Source organism: Streptomyces sp. NBC_01463 (assembly GCA_036227345.1).
In the GTDB taxonomy this organism is placed as follows: Bacteria; Actinomycetota; Actinomycetes; order Streptomycetales; family Streptomycetaceae; genus Streptomyces.
On record CP109468.1, the window covers coordinates 301,248 to 320,833 of the forward strand.

Genomic DNA, 19,586 nt, shown 5'->3' on the forward strand with positions numbered 1-19,586 from the left:
CCGCGGCCCCGCTCCTCCACGGCACGGGAACGGTGCCGCGGCGTCGGCGCCGGTGGTCAGTCGAGCCCGTCGGCCAGGACGGTGAGCCGGGCACCGCGGGTCCGGTCGGAGGACGGGCCCGTCTCCACCTCGAATTCGCCCGGCTCCACGGCCCGCTCCAGGTCGCGCGTGACGGAGGCCAGGGTCCGTGCCTCCACGGGGAAGGAGACCTCGGCCCGTTCCCCGGGTTCGAGAGCGACCCGGGCGAAGCCGCGCAGTTCCCGGACCCGTGGCCACGAAGTGCCCCCGACGACCCGGCGTACGTAGAGCTGCACCGTCTCCCGTACCGGCCGGGCACCGGTGTTGCGGATGCCGACCGTGCACACCAGCGGCTGAGGTGGGGCATGCGTGGTGTTCGGTGCGGCGGGGGTGAGTTCCGCCACCGGGACAGAGCTCCGGGACAGGCGCGGGGTGCCGTACTCGACCGTCGTGTAGCTCAGCCCGTGGCCGAACACGTGGCGGGCGGTCGCGGGCTGGTCGACATAGCCGCGGTATCCGTGGTCCTTCCCGTTGTAGTGGACGGGAAGCTGCGCCGCCGAGCGCGGCACCGAGACGGGCAGCCGCCCCACGGGGTCCGCCGCGCCGAACAGGACGTCGGCCACCGCGCGCCCGCCCCAGGGGCCGGGGTACCAGGCGCTCAGCACCGCGGCTGCCCGGCCGGCGAGGTCCGGCAGCGCGTGCGGGCGGCCCTGGACCAGCACCACGACGACGGGTGTCCCTGTCGCGATGGTGGCGTCGAGCAGGGCCGACTGGCCCTGTGGGAGGCCGAGTTCGGCCAGGTCGACGCCCTCGCCGCATGTCATCTCGACAGGGTTGCCCGAGGAGACGACCGCTGCCCCGTTGGCGTCGAAGCGGGTTCCCGACTCTCGGGCGCTCGATCCGCCGAGCACCACGACCGCCACATCGGCCCCGGCTGCGAGCGCGACTGCGCCGGGAAGGCCGGACAGGTCGCCGCCCACGAGACCGGCCCCCCGGGCGTGCACGATCTCCGTGCCCCGGGGTGCCGCCGCCTTCAGTCCGTCGAGGACGCTGATGCCCGTGCCCGGCCGCTGGGGCGCGGTGTAGTCGCCGATCTGCTGCGGCACGGAGTCGGCGTTCGGGCCGATGACCGCGATCCGGCGGGCGCGCTCGCCGAGCGGGAGTGTCCCGCCGTCGTGCGTGAGCAGGGTGACCGATTCCCGGGCGATGCGCTCGCTCAGTTGCTCGGGGCCCGGCGCGGGGCTGCGGTCCCCGGTGTACGGGTTCTCGAACAGGCCGAGCCGGAACTTCAGCGCGAGCACCCTGCCGACCGCGGTGTCCAGCGTGCCCTCGTCCACGAGGCCGCGCCGCACGGCCTCCTCCAGGCGGGGGAAACTGGCGTCCCACAGACTCAGATCCGTGCCCGCGCGCAGGGCCATGGCACCCGCCGCCACCGGGTCGCCTGCCAGCCGCACCAGGCGGTCGAGCGCCAGCCCGTCCGCCATCACCAGTCCGGTGAACCCCCACCGCTCGCGCAGGATGCCGGTGAGCAGTTCCCTGTTGGCCGCGCACGGGATGCCGTCGAACTCGTTGTACGCGGCCATGAGGCCGGCCGCTCCGGCCCTGACGCCGGCCAGGGCCGCCTCCAGATGGATCTCGTGCAGTTCGCGCGCGCCCAGCTCGGTGGCCGCGCTGTTGCGGCCGCCGATCGTGGCGCCCTGCCCGGCGAAGTGCTTGAGGACCACGGCCGCCCGGTCCGGGCCGATGGACGCTCCGGACGGTCCCTGTACACCGCGCACCAGCGCTTCCGTGAACCGCGCCGCGAGGTAGGGGTCCTCACCGAAGCACTCCTCCGCACGCCCCCAGCGCGGGTCGCGCACCAGGTCGAGCGCGGACACCAGGGCTACGTGGCCGCCGCGTGACCGCAGCTGCGCGGCGGCGAGCGCCGCGGCTTCCTCGTACAGGTCCGGGTTCCAGGTGGCGCCGACCGCCAGGTTGACGGGCAGCAGCGTGCCGTCCAGTGCCTGGAGACCGTGCGGCATCTCCTCGACCAGGAGAACGGGGATCCCGAGCCGGGTGGTCTCCACGACGTGCCGCTGCACGGCGTCGGAGACACGCGCGCCGTCCACCGCACCGATACCCGTGGCCGCGGTCACGCCCGACCAGGGGTCGGCCCGCTGAAGCCCGTAGAGCGCGCCCATCCCGTCGAAGGCGGCCACCTCGGCGCGGAAGGCATCGGTCAGGCGGTGGCCCGAGGCCTCGCGCTCGTACGCGTCCCAGCCGTACATCCGCTGGTTGACCTGCCCCACCTTCTCGGTGAGCGTCATCCGTGACAGGAGGTCACGCACCCGGTCGGCTACGGGCGCCGCGGGATCACGGAAGAGCGGCTGGGACATCGGTGGCTCACTTTCAGGGGCGGGCTGAGCGGGACGGGCGAAGCGGTCGGGCCGGACGCGCGGCCTGTCAGCGCAGTTCGAGGACGCGCACCCCGTACGGGGCGATCACCACGTCCACCACCGGGTCGCCGCCCGTCAGCTCGTGCAGTTCACCGTCCGCCGACGGGCGAACGGTCAGTTCATCGGCGGACTGGCTCACCAGCCAGACGAAGCGGGTGCCGTCCTCCCGGACCAGCGTGTCGGCGGCGACGTACGGCGATCCGGCCGTCACCGGCCGTGCGGCCCCGGCGAGTTCGGCGAGCGCCGCGTACAGCCGGTGCGTCTGCTCCGGGTTGGCCCGCGCGGTCCGGGCCGCCATGTGCTCCAGCGGGTAGGTGGCCAGGATCGTGCGGCCCTCGCCCGTCTCGTGGCGGAGCAGCGCCGGGCGGCCGTGCGCGTCGGTCGCGACGACGCGCGCGCCGGTGGGGACGACGGGCAGGTAGGCGCGGCTGTCCTCGTTCCCGGCGACGGGGAACGTCAGGGTCTCACCTGCGGCTATGGAGCCGAAGTCCTCCGTGAACGTCATCTCCAGCACGTCGTCCTCGATCGGTTCCGCGACACCGTAGGAGAGCTGGAGCTCCACGCCGAACAGTCCGTCCAGATCGTGGAACCACGGGCCACGTGTCGCCGGGTGCTCGCCCGAGCAGAACGACAGGTAGACCGTGGCGCCCTCGCGGGCCCGGCGCTCCAGCGCGCGTCGGGTGCGGGTGGTCAGCTGCCGGGTCGAGGGCAGCAGGTACAGCGCGGCGTCGTCGGGCAGTCCGTCGGCCTCCCTGGCGAACGCCACGGGCAGGTCCGCGCCGCGCGCGGCCACGTAAGCCTGGTGGAGGGAAGTGAAGATCAGCGGGCGGTCGGCGGGCCGGCTGTAGGGGTAGCCGCGTTCCAGGAAAGCGGGGACGACGAGGGCGGCGTCGGCGTCGGTGCGGCGGCAGCGGGCGAAGTCGACCTGCTTCAGGACCTCGGCGAAGGCGGCGAGTTCCCGCAGCGGTTCCTTCGGCAGGCCGGTGTGGTCGGTGATGCCGAAGTGCATCTCGAAGGGGTGGTGATCGTACGGCGACTGCTCCCACAGGTCGTCGTAGTCCGTGTTGTTCCAGGCGATCCAGCCGGTGGCGCCGCCGAGCAGCGAGTTGTGCAGGGTCTGGCGGTAGAACACTCCGGCGTTCGCGGCGGAGACCGTGTCGGTGGACAGGCCGAACTCCTCCAGCACCACGGGCTGGCCGGTCACCGCGGCGAGTTCGCACTCGAACGCGGCACGGTAGTGCTGGCGCGGCCGGTCCGTGTCGGAGCGGTAGACGTGCGGCCCGACGAAGTCCACGTACTCGGCGGTGTCCCGCAGCGAGAATCCGTTGTCGCGGCCGGTGACCTCGATGCCCCAGGCGCCGTCGCCGAGCGAGACGGGCTGGGTGCCGCCCGCCGCCCGGACCGCGTCGCACATGAACTGCGCCCAGGCGGTGACGACGTCGCTGGAGGGCGGGTCGACCTGGTAGATCCGGCCGTAGCCCGGCATCTCGTTGGTGATGAGCCAGCCGGTGACCGCGGGGTGGTCCTTGAAGCGGCGGGTCATCTGGGAGACGAACCAGGCCTGACGCCCGACGAGCCACACGTCCTCGTACAGGTCGCGGTCGCCCCGCCAGGCCGGGTCCCAGTTCTCGCCCGACATGTGGCCGACGATGAAGGTGGGGACCGTCCCCATCCCCGCCTCGGTGTGGGCGTCCAGGAAGTCGCGGAACCGCTCGCACAGCTCCTCGTCGATCCGGCCGGGCTCCGGGTGGAAGTCGGGCCAGTAGAAGAAGGAGCGGGTCATGTTCAGTCCGTGGTCGCGCAGGACGGCCAGTTCCTCGCGGACGGTCTTCGGGTCGTAGTTCCGCCACATGAGCGGACCGCCGGTGCGGGACCAGAAGTTGGCGCCGAGCCAGGGAAGAACGGCGGAGTCGTGGGTGAGCTGGGCGCTGTGGCGTCGCATGGTCGGGTCCTGACCTCTTCGATGTGCGGGGGTGGATCGGTGCGGCGGGAGAACGGCCGGTGGGGCGGGCCGGGAGCCGCGGGGCGGAGCGGGGCCTGAGGGGCGGGCCGCGGGCGGGGCGGTCTGGGGAGCTCACGTTTCACGACCCGGCGGGAGACGGGCCCGTCGACTCCCGGACGACCAGGCTGGGGCGTCCGTCGAGGACAGGTGCCGGCACGTCCTCGCCGCAGCGGAGGAGCAGTTCACGGGCGGCGGCCGCACCGACCCGTTGCACCTGCTGGTCCACGGTGGTCAGACGGGGGTGGAGCCAGCGGCCGAGCGGCAGGTTGTCGTAACCGACCACCGACACGTCCTGCGGCACCCGGAGTCCGCGGCGCTGGGCCGTGCCGATGCCGATGACGGCCATGGAGTCGTTGGGGAAGACCAGCGCGGTCGGCCGGCCGGGCAGGGCGAGCAGTTCCTCGGTCACGGCGACGGCCGCCTGTTCGGTGAAATCGGTGTGCCGGACGGCCACGGGACTCAGCCCGGCCACGGCAAGCGCATCCTCGAAGGCGGCGCGGCGCAGCCGGGTGTGCACCAGTTCGGCCGGGCCCGCGACGTACGCGAACCGCCGGTGGCCGAGTTCCAGCAGGTGGGCGACGGCCTCTCGGACACCGGCGTCCTGCTGACCGAGCCCCACACCGGGCACGGGTGATTCGGGGTCGGGTGCGCCCAGCAGGACGGCGGGCAGTCCGAGGTCCCGCAGCAGGTGCGGGCGCGGGTCGTCGGCGCGCGCGTCGGTCAGTACGGCTCCGTCTATGCGGCCCTCCGCGACCAGCCGTTCGTACAGGGCGTTCTCCTGGGCGATGTCGGCGACCAGGTGGAGCAGGAGACCGTAGCCCCGGGGGGCGAGTTCGCCCTCCAGGCCGGTGATCAGTTCGCTGAAGTGCGGGTCGGCGCCGAGCACGTCCGTGGGGCGTCTGACGACGAGCGCGATCGTGCGGGTCCGGGCCCGGCGCAGGGCCGACGCGGACGCGCTGGGCGACCAGCCCAGTTCGGCGGCCGCCGCGAGGACCCGGCGGCGGGTGGCCTCGGAGATCCGGCCGGTGCCGTTGACGGCCTGGGAGACCGCGGCGGTGGAGACCCCGGCCGCTGCGGCCACCGCCTTGATCGTGGGCCGGCCGGTGGTCTGGGCCGGCTGCCCCGGCGGTGTGCCCGCCGTGCCGTCCGATTCCTGGGTGCGCCCCTTGAGACGTTCCTTCACATCTTCACCGCCCCGCTGACGAGTGCCTGTTGCATGCGCTTCTGGAGCACGGTGTACACCACCCAGACGGGAACCAGTGTCAGGACCGTGCCCGCGGTCAGGATGCCGTAGTCGGTGCCGGTCAGGGACTTGAGGGTGGGCAGCGCCACCTGCACGGTGCGCTGTTCGGGGTCGGGGCCGATGATGACGAGGGAGTACAGGTACTCGTTCCAGAACGTCAGGAAGTTCAGGAGGAGGATCGTGGCGATCCCGGGCATGCACATCGGGGTGTAGATGTGCCGCAGGACGGCGAAGGTGGACGCCCCGTCCATCCGCGCCGCCTCTTCCATCTCGCGCGGGATCGTCCGCATGAACTGGACGAGGATCACGACGGACAGCGGCATCGCCGTGGCCGGCAGGAAGAGGACCATGAAGGTGCGGGTGTGGAAGAGTCCGGTCGCCGCGGCCAGCAGGAACGTGGGGAAGAGCGCGGCGAACGTGGGGACCAGGAACCCCAGGGAGAACACCCGCTCCACGAAGGCGCCGAGGCGTCCCTCGGTACGGGCGATCGCGAAGGCCGCCGGAATGGCCAGGGCCAGGGTGAGCGCCAGTGCCAGCGCGGTGACGAGCACCGAGTTGACGACGGCCGGCCCGAGGTCCGCGGAGGAGAACGCCTCCCCGAAGTTGTGCGGGGAGAACGAGGTGGGCAGGGAGAAGGGACTTCCGAAGATCTGGTCGTTCGTCTTGAACGCCGAGACCAGCAGGTAGTAGAGGGGCACCACCAGCAGCGCCGCGTACAGCCACGCGAGGATGTGGGCCGGCAGCCAGGACCTTCCGAACTTCATGGAACCGCTCCGATCAGTAGTTCTGGCGGAAGACGCGACGGATCGTCAGCAGCCCGGCCAGACCGACCAGGAACAGGACCACGCCGACCGTCTGGCTGTAGCCGAGGTCGGCCGCGATGAACGCCTTCTGGTAGACGAGGAAGGACAACGTTGTCGACGAGCTTCCGGGGCCGCCCTGCGTGAGCAGCAGTACGTTCTGCGCGGAGCCGAACAGCGTCCACAGGAACTGGAGCATGGTCACGACGCCGACGAAGTCGCGGATGACGGGGAAGTGGATGCGCCACATGGCGCGCCAGTGGCCGGCGCCGTCGAGCTGGGCGGCCTCGCCTATCTCGTCCGGCACGCTGCCGAGCCGGGCGGCGAAGAGCACGGCGGTGAATCCGATGCCGCTCCACACGTCGAGGACGATGAGGCAGTAGAGGGCGGTGGACGGGGAGGCGAGCCAGGCGTCGGTGAGCGAACCCAGACCGGCCTTGTCCAGTGCGCCGTTGAGCATCCCGTCGGGCGAGAGGACCGCGTAGAAGACCATCGCCTTGGCGGGCGTGGAGATCAGGCCGGGGATGAAGAGCAGGTAGCGCAGGACGCGGTGGCCCGGCGGCTTCTGCGCGACGTAGTACCCGAGCATGTACGCGCAGACGATCATCACGGGAAGGGCGATGACCAGCTGGGTGGCGGTGTTGCCCACCGAGTCCCAGAAGACCGGGTCGTCCAGCACCGTGCGGACGTTGTCGAGCCCGGCGAAGGACACGGGCTGGAGCATGCCCGGCCAGTGCAGGGCCGCGATGACGAAGATGGCGACCAGCGGGCCGACCATGAAGACGAGGTACCAGACCAGTGCCGGCACGGCGAGGACGACCCCGGACTGCTTGCGGCGTGCGGTCCGTGCGGGAGGAGGTGAGGGCGGGGCCGGCCGGCGGACCGAGGCGCCGCCCGGGGCGGACGAGAGCAACGTCATGAAGGGACTCGCAGAGGGCTCGGGCGCGCGGATCAGGCCGTGCGGTAGGCGGATTCGAGGGCGGAGCGCACGGCGGCCGCGCTCGTCCCCCGGGTGAAGGCGGTGCTGGTCGCCGTGATCAGGGGCTGGGTGGCCGTCGGGGGGACGTACAGGTCGGGCAGGAGTACCTGGCCGACCCGGTCGCCGAGCTGCTGGGCCTTGGCCACCAGCGGGAAGTCCTTGCTGACGGTGTCGGTGACGAGCGCCATGTCCCGGCCGCTCTCGGTGATGAAGCGCGAGACCGTCTCGGGGCGGTACATGAAGCGCAGGAACTTCTCGACCGATGGCAGCTTCTTGACGCCGTTGGGGCTGATCCAGAACCCGATGAGGGTGTACGAGCGCAGGATGGTCGGCTTGCTGTGCGCCGCGCCGGGGGCCAGCGGCCAGCCACCGACCTCCGTGTGCCCGGCCGCCTTCGGTGAGACCTTCGCCAGCGCCGACGACATCGCGGACTGGATGGCCGCCGCCTCGGTGTTGTACTGCGTGGTCATGATGTCCGAGGTCAGCCCCTGCGCCTTGTCGGCGAAGACACCGGCGTCGCGCAGCTGGACGAAGTAGTCGATGCCCTCGCGGGCTCCCCTGCTGCCGCTGAAGTCTCCGCTCGTGTAGACCTTCCGCGCCTCGTCGGGCGTGAGGAACGTCTGGATGATCTGGGCCAGCAGCTTCTGTCCGGTCCAGTCGTTTCCGCCGACGGTGACCGGGGCGATGCCCTTGGCCCGCAGCCGGCGCGCGGCCCCGATCAGCTGGTCACCGGTGGTGGGTACGGAGTCGACGCCGGCCCGCCCGAGCAGGGCGGTGTTGAAGGCGACGGGCCAGTTGGTGGCGAAGTACGGGAAGGCGCGGAGCCTGCCGTCGGCGTCGGTCCACTCCTCGATGGCGGCGGGCAGCACGCGCTCGCGGAGCCCCCAGTCGTCGAGGTAGCCCTTCACGTCGACGGTGGCCCCGACATCGGTCCAGGCCAGGGTCTTGTCGTAGAGGTTGACCATGACCACGTCCGGCTCCTTGCGGGCCAGCCGGGAGGTCTCGTACACCTGGGGCAGGTCGTCGCCGTTGACGAGGTTCTTGATCCGGATGTCCGGATTCTCCTCGTGGAACGCCTTGACGACTGCCTTGTAGGTGGGAGAACCGGGCGCGGTGGTACCGAGTTGGGTGTGCACGGTCAGGGTGCCGGGGTCGGAATCGGCCGAGGCGAGTGTGGAGCAGCCGGACAGAGCGGTAGCGGCGGCGAGGCCGGAGCCTGCAGCGAGGAAACCGCGCCGGCTCAGGGATGAGCGCACAGCGGGATGTCTCCAACCAGGACGTTAACCTTGTGGTTAATCGATGTACCAGTGGGCTGCGAGAAACCTAGAGCCACTTGCCGGAACGGTCAACCCCCGGTTGCACATGACGAAAATACGGACATCTCGGCAACTGACCGGCCACCTTGGGGCAGGATCTGATCACGGGCGGCGCGGTGCTCCCCCGTCCCCGTCCAACCCTGAGCGGACACCGACAGCCGCCCGCGCCGGACCGCCTGGCATCCTTGAGCCGATCCAGGAGGTGCACATGTCATTTGCTGAGTACGTGGAACGGGTTGCCGACGAGGTGGTCGGAGAGTTTCCGGCCGACGCCGGCATCTACGCCGTGACGTTCCGGATCGACAGCGTCGACCAGGATCCCCGGCTCCCGTACGTGGCCATCGGTTACACGACGGAGGCCGACGCCGCGAGGTCGGCACAGCAGGCGCAGCAGGCGTCGGACGGCTGGGAGACGCGCTGGAGCTACGCGTACTTCCCCGGAACGGGGCTCGAAGGCGTCCGGGCCGTCGGGCGTGATCCGGAGGGCGCGGAGGCGCACCGGCAGGAGGCCGAGTCCCGGGGGCTCCGGTACGAGGACGACGAGGAGCCGGACGGCCGCGACGACCTGCTGATCGAATGGTTCCACGAGGTCTGCGTCGGGGCGGCCCGCCGCCTCCACCTGAGCGGCCGCATCGTGGAGGCGTTGGGACGCCCGACGCCGGTCATCCTCTACGACATGTTCGAACCGGACGCGATGTTCGAGCTGACGTCGGCCGCCAATCCCGCCGAGTTGGTGGCGGATTTCATGAGGGAGGATCCGGCCGAGAGCCTGGCGCCCGGATCACGGGAGTGAGCGCACCCACCGGAGCCGGAGGACTGGTCAGTCCGATCGGCGACGAGGACTTCCGGACCCGGTTGCGCCGGAGGGCCATGTGCCAGGCCGCCGGGCGCACGCCCGACATCGAGAGCAAGGCCGGCGAGGCCCTCATGGAGCTCACCCGACAGAAGGTGGCCGAGGCGATGGAGTCGGGCATCGCCCCGGTCGGCGATGAGTCCGCCCCCGTCGTCGACGACCTCGTGCAACGCTTCGCCGAGGTGTTCGCGTGCACCCCCGGCACGGAGTTCCGGGACTGGATGGCCCGGCAGTTCGAAGAAGCGCACGATCCCGGGGCGGACCAGTACTGGCGGTTGGTCCGGATCGTCAACGGCTGGCAGGTGGTATCGAACCTGATCCCGGTGCACCCCTGGCTGATCCAGGCCCTGAGAAGTGACCGCGCCGCGTAGGCACCACCACAGTGCGGAGCGCGCCGGATCCCTGAACGGGTCCAGAGGCGGAGGCGGCTGCCTGCGGACACGGCAAGAGGGCACGCCCGGCCGGCCTCGGAGCCGCGGCGGCTGCGGCGGCACCGACCGCGGCTTCGAGGCGGTCAACGCCGAAGGACGGTCACGGGTCACCGCTCCTGGGACACCGGTGGATTCACCGATGGCAGCTCGCCGCCATCCGTAGAAACTGCGGTCTCAACAAGTCAACGCGTTGGGACACGCATTCACGGAGGCAATCCATGCGCATGCTTTCCCGCTTATCCAGGCGGCCCGTCGCCGCCACCGCACTGGGGGTACTGCTCTGCGGTGCCCTCCTCGCCACCCCGCTGACCGCCCCGGCCGCGGCTTCCCCCGCCGCAGCCGTGGCCCCCACGGTGACCGTCCCGCCCGCCGGCAGCCACGGTTTCCCGTTCCTCGCCGCCGCGGAGGACCTCGGCTCGTTCGGCTACACCGAGAGCGAGTACTTCTTCTCGGGCACCGCGACGTCATACGCGAAGTCCGGCCTGTGGACATCCGACGGCCGGTGGAACGTCCGGACGTCCGGCACCGCCGCCTACAAGAGCCGCCTGCTCGTGCGCCGGCCCACCGATCCGGCGAAGTTCAACGGCACGGTGGTCGTGGAGTGGCTCAACGTCAGCGGCCAGCTCGAACTCTCCCCGGACTACTGGTTCGAACGGGACGAACTGCTGCGCGAGGGGTATGCCTGGGTCGGCGTCTCGGCACAGGCCGTCGGGGTCAACGGCGGGCTGGGCGAGATCAAGGGTCTCAAGGGCTGGGACCCGGCCAGGTACGGCAGTCTGGTCCACCCCGGTGACGCGTTCGCCTACGACATCTTCTCCCAGGCAGGCCAGGCGCTGCGCACCCCGGACGGGCCGGACCCCCTCGGCGGCCTACCGGTCCGGACCCTGCTCGCCGACGGCGAGTCGCAGTCGGCGGGCTTCATGACCACGTACGTCAACGCCGTCCAGCCGGTGTCCAAGGTCTACGACGGTTTCATGGTGCACAGCAACAGTGCGATCGCCTCGCCCATCAGCGGCGTGCTCGCCGACACCCTGCTGATGCCGAACCCGTCCCGGATCAGGACCGACCTGACTGCGCCGACGTTCGTCGTGCTCACCGAGACCGACGTGCCGGGCGCCGCGACCGCACGGCAGCCGGACACCGGCAGCGTCGTGCACTGGGAGCTGGCCGGCACCGCGCACGGCGACCAGTGGGCGTACGACCTCGGCGACGCAACCGTGACGAAGTCGGCGGGTACGGCCGCGCCGTCGCCGGACTGCGCCGCCGGTTCCGCTCCCTTCAACGACGGGCCCGGTCACTGGGCGATGAACTCCGCGCTGCGGCACCTGGGCGTCTGGGCGCGGGGCGGTGCGCGTCCCCCGAGCGGACGGTCACTGAGCACCGTCCTGCGTGACCCGGCAACCGGCCTGGCCACCGGCGGTGTCCGCCTGCCCGACGTCACAGTGCCCACGCGTACGCTCACCGGTGCGCGCGACACCAGTGGCAGCGGTGTCTTCTGCGGCCTGTACGGCGCCCGCGATCCGTGGAACGGCGACGCCGACGCGTGGGACCGCCACGACGACGGCGACCCGTCCGACCCGCTCTTCCCTGCCACGGCGGAGCCGGTACTCAGCCGCCTCTACCCGACCCATGCCGACTACGTGGGCAAGGTACGTACGGCCGCGCAGTCGTCCGTCGATGCGGGCTTCCTGCTGCCGGAGGACGCGACGTCGATCATTGCCGCCGCGCAGGACTCAGGAATCGGCGGCTGACCCCGCCACGGTCCGGCCGGCCGCTACCCCGCAGCGCGGCACCACTACGGCTCGGGGCAGCGGTCGGCGGACCGTGCACCGTGAACGGCCGATGCACCGTCTGACGCCGCCCTCGCGGACTGCGGCGAGGCAAAGCCCGCCGGCGGCTGCGGCGCTCAGGCCGTGCATGTGGACGCAGCCCGTACGCTTCGAGCCGGTTCGTGCGGGCGCGATCACACCTCTGGGGTCAGGAACTGGTGGGCGCCGCGCAGTCTGGTGCGCAGCTTGCGCTGGGTCGCACGGCTGTCGAGGCGTACGTCGAGAGCCCCGGGAAGCGCTGCGTCGGCACGGCGCCCCCTGCGCAGTCGGGAGGCGTCGAGTCCGTCGCGTCCGGCTATGAGGACGCCGAGATCATGACGGCTCAGAGCCTCGCTCCCGCCGAGATGACGGACACCGCTGGCGTCACCCGACGCGAGTTCCATAAGAGCTGCGGCGAGGTCGGCCACGTGCACCGGGCACCGGATGTCGTCGGTGAACAACACACCGTCGCGCGTCCCGGCGACGAGTTCGTGCACCACCCGTTCGTGCTTCGACTGACCGTCGCCAATGATCAGCGAGGTACGCGCGATCACAGCATCAGGATGTACGAGGAGAACGCCTGTCTCCGCCGCTGCCTTCGCCGCCCCGTACGGGGACACGGGATCGGGCAGACAGGACTCCCCGTAGTGGACGCGGGCGCCGGAGAACACGGCATCGCTCGAGACGTGGATCAGACGGCTGCCCGACCTTGCCGCCGCCATCGCCAGCCGGACAGGGCCCTCGGCCGTGACCGCCCAGTCCGCCTCGCCGCTCGACGCGTTGACTATGACGCGAGGGCCGACATCGGCCACGACCGCTTCGACACGTCCGGGATCCCGCAGGTCGAGGTCGTACCAGGCGACACCTTGGGCGCTTCCGGGTCTGGTCGCGTAGGTCGCGGCCGTGGGGTGCCCGGCCGCGACCGCTTGCCGGAGCAGCTCAGCACCCAAGAATCCGGAACCACCAACGACCAGGACCGTCACGACGCGTCACTCTAGTGCTGTCACCGAAACGATCACCAGTGCGTCCTGCGACCATCACCCCGTCGTGCTACCGCCGACGGGGTGAGTAGCCCACCGCGTCGGCACATCGGAGCTTCCGACACGCAGCACCGATGTCCGCTCCCCCGCGAACCGGGATCATGGGTGCCACGCTCACCACGCCACGGGCAACGACCTCAGTCCGTACACGATGCTCTCGGTGGAGAAGTCCAGGTCCTCCTCCGGCACCGCGAGCCGCAGAGCGGGCATGCGGCGCAGCAGGGTCTCCAGGATGATCTGCAGTTCGGCCCGGGCCAGCGCCTGGCCAAGGCACTGGTGGATGCCGAAGCCGAAGGAGAGATGGCGCCGTGCGTCCCGGGTCACGTCCAGCTCCGTGGGGCAGGCGCCGGTCTCCGACGTGAACAGGTCCTCGTCCAGGTTGGCCGTGGACAGCATGAAGATCACCCCGTCGCCGGCGGCGATGGTCGTCCCCGAGACCTCCACGCTCTCCTTGGCGACTCGGGCGAGGCCGAGGTGAATGATGGTCTGCTGCCTCAGCAACTCCTCGACCGCGCCGGGGACGAGCTCCGGCCGCTCCCGCAACAGAGCCGTCTGATCGGGGCGACGCAGCAGCGCCAGGGTGCTGACGGCTGTCATGTTGGCGGTGCTCTCGTGGCCGGTGACCAACAGCAGGAAGCCCAGCGACGCGGTCTCCTGCGGGGTCAGGTCGTCGCGTGCGACCAGCCGGCTGAGGATGTCGTCGCCCGGCTGCGCCTGCTTGCTGGTGGCCAGCTGCGTCAGATACGCCATCAGGTCCTGATGGGCTTCGGTGACCCGGTCCTGGCCCGTCGTGTTGTCCAGGAGTGTCCTGCTCAGCGACTGGAAGAGCTCATGGTCCTCGTACGGCACCCCCAACATGTGGCAGATGACGAGCGACGGCACGGGCAGTGCGAAGTCACCGACCAGGTCGGCGGGTGCGCCCTTGGCCTGCATCCGGTCGACGGCAGCGTCCACGATCTCCTGGATGGCGGGGCGCAGGGCGTCGATACGTTTGACGAGGAAGTCCTTGGTGACCATGCGCCGAAGGCGGGCGTGTTCGGGGTCGTCCATCCGGATGAAGCTCGGCTTGGCGGTGGCCAGATGGCGCTGCCCCGGGGAGAGGAAGGGGAAACCGGGGGTACGGGCGTCGGCGCTGAAGCGCGCGTCGGCCAAGGCGGCACGCACCTCCTGATAACCGGTGACGAGCCAGCACTTGGAACCGTCAGGCAGCACGGAGCGCGTCACCGAGGATGCCCGGGAGGCCTGCACGTACGCCGGAGGCGGACCGTACGGGCAGTCGCCGTACTGCGCCGGGAGGGCGAGGACGGAGCTGGGTGCGGGACTGGTCAGGGACATGCGCGGACTGCCTTCCGGTTCTTCTGCTGCGAGTGTGACTGGAGTGTGAGTAGCGCTACTGCTGCTGGACGGTGGTGAGGGTGATCGCGCCGCTGGGGCAGAGTTCCGCGGCCAGTTGGAGGTCTGCGGGCCGGGACCGGGTGAGGTGGTCGGGGCGGAGTGTGACCAGCCCGTCCACGTCGCTCTGCTCGAACGACTCGGGGGCCGTGCTGACGCACTGGCCGGAACTGCAGCACAGGTCCCGTTCGATACGGACCTCGAACACTTCCCGGCCCGTCGCCTCCGGCTGCCCGGAAGGCGCGTCAGCCGGTGTACGCAGGGTGCGCAGGGTCATGCACATCATCGCCGACTGACCTGCCAGCACGAGGAGTTCGACCAGCTGGTCGGGTCGCATCCGTTCGGTGAGCTGCTGCCAGACGGCGTCCGGTACGTCGGCGTGGGCGGCGAGCGCGTCGGTGGTCCGCAGCAGGGCGAGGTCGTCGGGCGCCCAGGGATGCGCGTCGAGTGGGAGGGCGGTTGCCGTCGTCTCGGCCGTGTCCAGTCCGGCCAGCCGGGCCTGTCCGATGTGCCGGGCGTGGACGAAGTCGCAGCCCAGCAGGTGTGCGGTGCGCAGGACGACGAGTTCCCGGTCCCGCGCGCCGAGCGTGCCGTCATGGGTGAGCACCCGCGCGAGCGCCAACCAGGCCTCGGCGAGCGGCAGATGGTGGGCGAGCGTGCCGAACAGGTTGTTCCTGCCCGGTCCGTCCTTGCGGGAGGAGTCGAGCACCGTACGCAGCGATGGCGGCCACTCGTCCGGTGTGAGGGGGACGAGCCGCGGCCCGCCGGGACCGGGCCGGGCCGGAGGGACGGGGGCGCCGTGCGGCGGGGCGGTGGCAGAGGGGGGCATCGCTGGCTCCGTACAGGCAGGAGGAAGGGAGGGAACGTGGAAACGGGGCGAAGTGTGGGGGGGGTCACCACTCGCAGATGACGACGCCTGCGCTCGCGCCGCTCGCGAAGCCGAACAGGCCCACCAGATCGCCCCGGTGCAGCCGGTCCTCGTCCAGGGCCAGGGCCAGTTGGAGCGGAATGGTGTTCGTGGCGACGTTGCCGTGAGTGGGGAACGTCGCCAGGATCCGGGACGGGTCCACCCCGACCCAGTCGCAGGCGATCTTGGTGAAGGCGACGGAGGGCTGGTGGATGCAGACGAGATCCAGGTCGCCGCTCTTGACTCCGATGTCGTGCATCGCACGGCGTACCTTCTCGGGCATCCCCTCGAAGGAGGCGACGAGTTCGGCGGAGTCGATGCGCAGCTGTCCGAGGGTGCGGTGGTTGGCGTAGGGGTTCGGGAGGGTGGCCGCCCGCCAGCCCCAGGAGTTGGCGAAGAAGCGGGAACCGAGGATGCCGGGCCGGTCCCGGGCCTCGACCAGTACGGCCGACCCCATGTCCCCCGTACTCAGGCTCGGCAGGGCGCGCAGCACGTCGTCGGCACTCCGGACGCTCCACCGGCTCTCCCGGGTACTGACCTCCGCGGTGGTGACCAGGATCCGGCGGTACTGGCCGGACCGGATGAACGCGTCGGCGACCTCCAGGGCGTTGAGCACTCCGTTGCAGGCGTTCTTGAGGTCGAACACCGGGCATCGCAGGCCGAGTTTGTCCGCGACGACGTGTGCCGTCGCCGGCTCCTCCATATCGGCGAGGATGCCCGCGAACAGCAGCAGGTCGATGTCGAGGGGGTCGGTGCCGTGCTGGTCGAGGAGGGTACGTACGGCATGTGCCGCGAGGTCGGACGGCTGCTCTTCGGCGGGGGCCACGGTGCGCTCGACGAGGCCGTACATGTGCCGTAGGACGCCGGGGGACATCGCGATGCCGGGGTTGTGTGCGCGGAAGCGGTCCTCGGTCTCGGCGACCGTCTGGCGGCCGGGCGGGACGTGGACGCTCGCGTGGGCGAGGGAGCTGTACACGGTCAAGGGATGCGGACTCTCTGCGGAACGGCGCCGTGGGCAGGCGGGAGCGGGCGGCAGGGCGGGGCGCCCTGCCGCGCGGGTCGTTGCGGGTACGCGGTGCGGAGATCAGGCCGAGCGCAGGACCAGGACCACGTTGTGCCCGCCGAAGCCGAAGGAGTGGCTTGCGGCGGCGCGTACGGTCTCCTGGCGCGGCTCCCCCATCACGCACCGCAGGGGGAAGGCCAGGGTCTTCGGGGTGAGGTTGGCGATCGGCGGGACCGTGGAACGGTGGATGGTCAGCGCCGTGAGCGCCGCCTCGATGGCTCCGGCCGCCCCGAGGCTGTGTCCCAGCACGCCCTTGGCGGCGGTGATGCTGGGGCGGTGCGGCAGCACGCGGTCGATGAGCTCCGCCTCCATGCTGTCGTTCAGTGGCGTGGAGGTGCCGTGGGCGTTGACGTGGTCGATGTCCGACGGGCTGAGGCCGGCTTCGGCGACGGCGTTGCGCAGCGCGGTCTCGGCCACTGTTCCACCGGGCGCGGGTGCCGTGGGGTGGTGGGCGTCCGAGCTCAGCCCGGCTCCCGCCAACTGCGCGTATCCGCTCCTGCCGCGGGCCCGAGCGTCGGCGACCCGCTCCAGGACCAGGATCGCGGCACCTTCCGAGATGACGAATCCGTCCCGGTCGGCCGCGAACGGACGCGAGGCCGCCGCCGGGTCGCCGGTACGAGACGAGAGGGCGCCCATCCGCTGGAAGCCGGTGGTGACCACGGGGCTGACGGCTGCTTCGGTGCCGCCGGCGACCGCGATGTCGCAGGCGCCGGACAGCAGCAGGTCGCGGGCCACGGCCAGGGCGCTCGCCCCTGACGCGCACGCGGTCTCGGTGGCGAGCGAGGGCCCGCGAGCGCCCAGGTCCAGGAGCACTTCGCCCGCTGCCATGTTGGAGATGAGCATGGGGATCAGCACCGGCGACACAAGATCCGGCCCGGCCTGCAGCAGGCGAGCCGTCTGTTCCTCCAGGTGGGCGGCGCCCGCGAGCCCGGAGCCGATCACCACGGCCACCCGGGTGCCGTCCCAGCTCTTCGGGTCCAGGCCGGCGTCGGCGACGGCCTCGCGTGCGGCGAGCACGGCCAGCTGACTGAAGCGGGCCATCCTCCATGCCTTGCCGCCGCCGATGCGCCCCTCGCCGGCGCGCATGGGAGGGATCCGGCAGGAGAAGTCGGTGGGGAATTCCTTGAGCTGGGAGTCCCGGGCCGCCGTGGACTCACCGCGCAGCACACCCTGCCAGGTCGCCTCGCGGCCGACACCGGCCGGGGTGATCATCCCCAGACCGGTGACGGCGACCGCACGGCTGCCAGCCGTCACAGTGCCCCTGCCGCGACGCGCTTGGCGACCAGGGTCGAGATGAGTTCGGCGACCGTGGTGGTCTTGGTCGCCTCGTGCTCCTCGACCTTGACGCCCAGTTCCTCCTGGAGTGCGAGGGCGAGTTCGGCCAGGGAGAGCGAGTCCAGGTCGAGGCTCTCCAGAGTGGATTCGGGGTGGATCGAGTCCGGAACGACCTCGAACTTGCCGGTCAGGACCGAGTTGACGGCGGTGTCGACAGGAGACATGAGTGTGGCCTTCGCTTGGTGAGAGGTGCTGGGAATGGGGGGAGAAATGAGGGGGAGGAGTGCTGGGGGTTCGTCCGGCCAGGGCGCGAGCCCGGCATGATCCAGACGAGGTCCCGACCTGGTCCGGACGCGAGTCCCTGGGCCCGGAGGCCGGCCTGATCCGGGAGGAAGGCCCTGCGGGACAGCCCTTAGGTCCGGGCGTTGCCGCTCAGGGCGGGGTGCGGCGAGTCGTCGGCGGCGGGGGAAGCCGCCGGCACGCTGACGGTGTCCGACACCGGCGGGACGCGGGCGAGGTCGGGCCACACCAGGGCGGCCGATCCCCAGGTGAGCCCGGCGCCGAAGGAGGTGAGCAACACCCGCTGTCCAGGGCGGAGTTCCCCGCGGCTCGCCGCGTCGGCGAGCGCGAGCGGAATGGACGCCGCACCGGTGTTGCCGACCCGGTCGATGTTGGCGATCTGCCGCTGCGCGGGCACGGCGAGCCGTTCGCCGACGGCGCGCAGGATCCGTGCGTTGGCCTGGTGGCCGACGAACCGGTCGACGTCCTCGACCCGCCAGCCGACGGAGCGCAGGACCGACCGCGAGGACTCGGTCATCCGGGTGACCGCGTGCTGGAAGACCTCGCGCCCGTTCATCCGGAAGTACCGGTCGCCGGGTGCGTACCGCTCGGGGGCGGCCCGTTCCAGCGCGCCGCCTCCCGGCACTTCGATGAGGTCGTGGAAGGTTCCGTCGCTGCCGAGGTCGAAGCCCAGGACGCTGCCGGGGACTCCCCGTTCGCCCCGGCGCAGCACCACGGCACCGGCGCCGTCCGCGAACACCACCCCGGCGCTGCGGTCGTCCGGGGCCAGCAAGGTGGAGTACACGTCGGTCGCGACCAGCAGGACGCGGTCGGCGATCCCGGCGGCGAGCACGCCCGCAGCGGTGGCCAGGGCGTAGACGAATCCGCTGCACGCTGCGGAGACGTCCCAGGCGGCGACCGGCCCGAGGCCCATCCTGGCGGCGAGCTGGGGGGCCATGGCCGGCATCGGCCGGTCGGGGGTGGAGGTCGCCACGACGACAGCGTCGATCCGGGGATGTCCGGCCACGGCCATGGCGCGCCCGGCGGCCTCCAGGGCGAGATCGCCGGTGGATGTGCCGGGATCGGTCCAGTGACGTGTGCCGATGCCTGTGCGGCGACGTACCCACGCGTCATCGACCTCCCAGGCCTCCGGAAGCTCCTCGTTGACGACCACGCGAGGCGGAACCCAGCCGGCCAGGCCCTCGACGACGGCGGCCGGAGAGCCGTCCCGCTGTCTCAACTCTTCTTCTGGGAGAAATAGTTCGCCAGACACCCACACCTCGCCGGGATCACGTCTCGAATGGAATCGGCATGACCATAGGCACGAAAAGGATCTTGACCAGCGCGACTGTCCCTCGAACGAATATCCACAGAACTGCAGATTGCGAAGATCGCGCAGATCAGAGGCGGTATGGAGCAGGAACGTTACGGCTCTCGGGCCGAACGAGTGTCACGCGAAGGGGTGGTGCTTCTTACTGACGTCGGCGTACGGGTTGACGGCGGATCGAGCCCCGGCACGCGCTTCGACGGCGGGGGTTGTCGCTTTGCATCACGTACCCCTGCCGCTCAGACTCCGTGAACCTTGAGCTCCGAGGTCTGGACCGCCGGCTACTGGGTGGTGGCCGGGCCGGGCCGGACGCGCGCATCATCCGGCCGAGGCGCGCTCAGCGGATCTCCCCGATCGCGCTTCGCCGAGGGAGGAGTCCGGCACGTAAGACCCCACGGCTACGCTCGCAGTGATCAAC

The 19,586-nt window shown here is 71.2% G+C and carries 16 protein-coding genes; 3 read left to right on the plus strand and 13 right to left on the minus strand.

Annotated features, from left to right (window positions below; genetic code table 11):
* Positions 1 to 56 precede the first annotated feature (56 nt).
* The 6 genes from OG521_01355 to OG521_01380 all read right to left on the minus strand — a co-directional run bounded on the left by OG521_01355 (position 57) and on the right by OG521_01380 (position 8,733).
* On the minus strand, positions 57 to 2,393 hold the full coding sequence (locus OG521_01355) for a glycoside hydrolase family 3 C-terminal domain-containing protein (GenBank protein WUW19498.1): 2,337 nt from the start codon (positions 2,391 to 2,393) through the stop codon (positions 57 to 59).
* Positions 2,394 to 2,460: 67 nt separating this feature from the next.
* Positions 2,461 to 4,395: a cellulase family glycosylhydrolase gene (locus tag OG521_01360; protein ID WUW19499.1), complete on the minus strand. Its 1,935-nt coding sequence runs from the start codon at positions 4,393 to 4,395 to the stop codon at positions 2,461 to 2,463.
* 139 nt (positions 4,396 to 4,534) lie between these two features.
* Entirely contained in the window at positions 4,535 to 5,536 is a 1,002-nt protein-coding gene (locus OG521_01365; protein ID WUW26541.1) for a LacI family transcriptional regulator, read from the minus strand.
* A gap of 98 nt (positions 5,537 to 5,634) precedes the next feature.
* The gene (locus OG521_01370) at positions 5,635 to 6,462 is read right to left on the minus strand and encodes a carbohydrate ABC transporter permease (protein WUW19500.1); all 828 of its coding nucleotides are present in this window, start codon (positions 6,460 to 6,462) and stop codon (positions 5,635 to 5,637) included.
* Positions 6,463 to 6,475: 13 nt separating this feature from the next.
* Positions 6,476 to 7,417, minus strand: coding sequence for a sugar ABC transporter permease (locus OG521_01375; GenBank protein WUW19501.1), 942 nt, complete (start codon positions 7,415 to 7,417; stop codon positions 6,476 to 6,478).
* Between the two features lie 32 nt (positions 7,418 to 7,449).
* Positions 7,450 to 8,733 carry an ABC transporter substrate-binding protein gene (locus tag OG521_01380; GenBank protein WUW19502.1) on the minus strand — a complete coding sequence of 428 codons (1,284 nt, stop codon included), beginning with the start codon at positions 8,731 to 8,733 and terminating at the stop codon, positions 7,450 to 7,452.
* A 268-nt stretch (positions 8,734 to 9,001) separates the two neighbouring features.
* On the opposite strand from OG521_01380, the gene OG521_01385 reads away from it, so the two are divergent.
* The 3 genes from OG521_01385 (at position 9,002) to OG521_01395 (ending at position 11,828) form a co-directional block, all read left to right on the plus strand.
* Complete coding sequence (locus tag OG521_01385; GenBank protein WUW19503.1) at positions 9,002 to 9,586, plus strand: hypothetical protein; 585 nt, start codon at positions 9,002 to 9,004, stop codon at positions 9,584 to 9,586.
* Positions 9,583 to 10,017 carry a hypothetical protein gene (locus OG521_01390; GenBank protein ID WUW19504.1) on the plus strand — a complete coding sequence of 145 codons (435 nt, stop codon included), beginning with the start codon at positions 9,583 to 9,585 and terminating at the stop codon, positions 10,015 to 10,017. The genes OG521_01385 and OG521_01390 overlap by 4 nt, the downstream gene beginning before the upstream one ends.
* 278 nt (positions 10,018 to 10,295) lie before the next feature.
* Positions 10,296 to 11,828 carry an alpha/beta hydrolase domain-containing protein gene (locus tag OG521_01395; protein WUW19505.1) on the plus strand — a complete coding sequence of 511 codons (1,533 nt, stop codon included), beginning with the start codon at positions 10,296 to 10,298 and terminating at the stop codon, positions 11,826 to 11,828.
* A gap of 212 nt (positions 11,829 to 12,040) precedes the next feature.
* Here OG521_01395 and OG521_01400 read toward each other — a convergent pair whose 3' ends face one another.
* The 7 genes from OG521_01400 to OG521_01430 form a co-directional block, all read right to left on the minus strand.
* Positions 12,041 to 12,868: a sugar nucleotide-binding protein gene (locus OG521_01400; GenBank protein ID WUW19506.1), complete on the minus strand. Its 828-nt coding sequence runs from the start codon at positions 12,866 to 12,868 to the stop codon at positions 12,041 to 12,043.
* A gap of 171 nt (positions 12,869 to 13,039) precedes the next feature.
* Entirely contained in the window at positions 13,040 to 14,260 is a 1,221-nt protein-coding gene (locus tag OG521_01405; GenBank protein WUW19507.1) for a cytochrome P450, read from the minus strand.
* A 55-nt stretch (positions 14,261 to 14,315) separates the two neighbouring features.
* On the minus strand, positions 14,316 to 15,146 hold the full coding sequence (locus OG521_01410) for a carboxymuconolactone decarboxylase family protein (protein ID WUW19508.1): 831 nt from the start codon (positions 15,144 to 15,146) through the stop codon (positions 14,316 to 14,318).
* 64 nt (positions 15,147 to 15,210) lie between these two features.
* A complete protein-coding gene (locus tag OG521_01415) occupies positions 15,211 to 16,200 on the minus strand; it encodes a hypothetical protein (protein WUW26542.1) in 990 nt (329 codons plus the stop codon).
* A 108-nt stretch (positions 16,201 to 16,308) separates the two neighbouring features.
* Complete coding sequence (locus tag OG521_01420; GenBank protein WUW19509.1) at positions 16,309 to 17,541, minus strand: beta-ketoacyl-[acyl-carrier-protein] synthase family protein; 1,233 nt, start codon at positions 17,539 to 17,541, stop codon at positions 16,309 to 16,311.
* On the minus strand, positions 17,538 to 17,786 hold the full coding sequence (locus OG521_01425) for a phosphopantetheine-binding protein (GenBank protein ID WUW19510.1): 249 nt from the start codon (positions 17,784 to 17,786) through the stop codon (positions 17,538 to 17,540). Before OG521_01425 ends, OG521_01420 begins: the two co-directional genes overlap by 4 nt.
* A 188-nt stretch (positions 17,787 to 17,974) precedes the next feature.
* Positions 17,975 to 19,081 carry a ketoacyl-ACP synthase III gene (locus tag OG521_01430; protein ID WUW19511.1) on the minus strand — a complete coding sequence of 369 codons (1,107 nt, stop codon included), beginning with the start codon at positions 19,079 to 19,081 and terminating at the stop codon, positions 17,975 to 17,977.
* Between the last annotated feature and the right edge of the window lie 505 nt (positions 19,082 to 19,586).

What these genes read in the sequence shown, in the direction of transcription:
- OG521_01360 (WUW19499.1), bottom strand. Translation starts at nt 4,395, where the DNA reads ATGCGACGCCACAGCGCCCAGCTCACCCACGACTCCGCCGTTCTTCCC.
- OG521_01405 (WUW19507.1), bottom strand. Translation starts at nt 14,260, where the DNA reads ATGTCCCTGACCAGTCCCGCACCCAGCTCCGTCCTCGCCCTCCCGGCG.
- OG521_01395 (WUW19505.1), top strand. Translation starts at nt 10,296, where the DNA reads ATGCGCATGCTTTCCCGCTTATCCAGGCGGCCCGTCGCCGCCACCGCA.
- OG521_01425 (WUW19510.1), bottom strand. Translation starts at nt 17,786, where the DNA reads ATGTCTCCTGTCGACACCGCCGTCAACTCGGTCCTGACCGGCAAGTTC.
- OG521_01375 (WUW19501.1), bottom strand. Translation starts at nt 7,417, where the DNA reads ATGACGTTGCTCTCGTCCGCCCCGGGCGGCGCCTCGGTCCGCCGGCCG.
- OG521_01410 (WUW19508.1), bottom strand. Translation starts at nt 15,146, where the DNA reads ATGCCCCCCTCTGCCACCGCCCCGCCGCACGGCGCCCCCGTCCCTCCG.
- OG521_01385 (WUW19503.1), top strand. Translation starts at nt 9,002, where the DNA reads ATGTCATTTGCTGAGTACGTGGAACGGGTTGCCGACGAGGTGGTCGGA.
- OG521_01370 (WUW19500.1), bottom strand. Translation starts at nt 6,462, where the DNA reads ATGAAGTTCGGAAGGTCCTGGCTGCCGGCCCACATCCTCGCGTGGCTG.
- OG521_01355 (WUW19498.1), bottom strand. Translation starts at nt 2,393, where the DNA reads ATGTCCCAGCCGCTCTTCCGTGATCCCGCGGCGCCCGTAGCCGACCGG.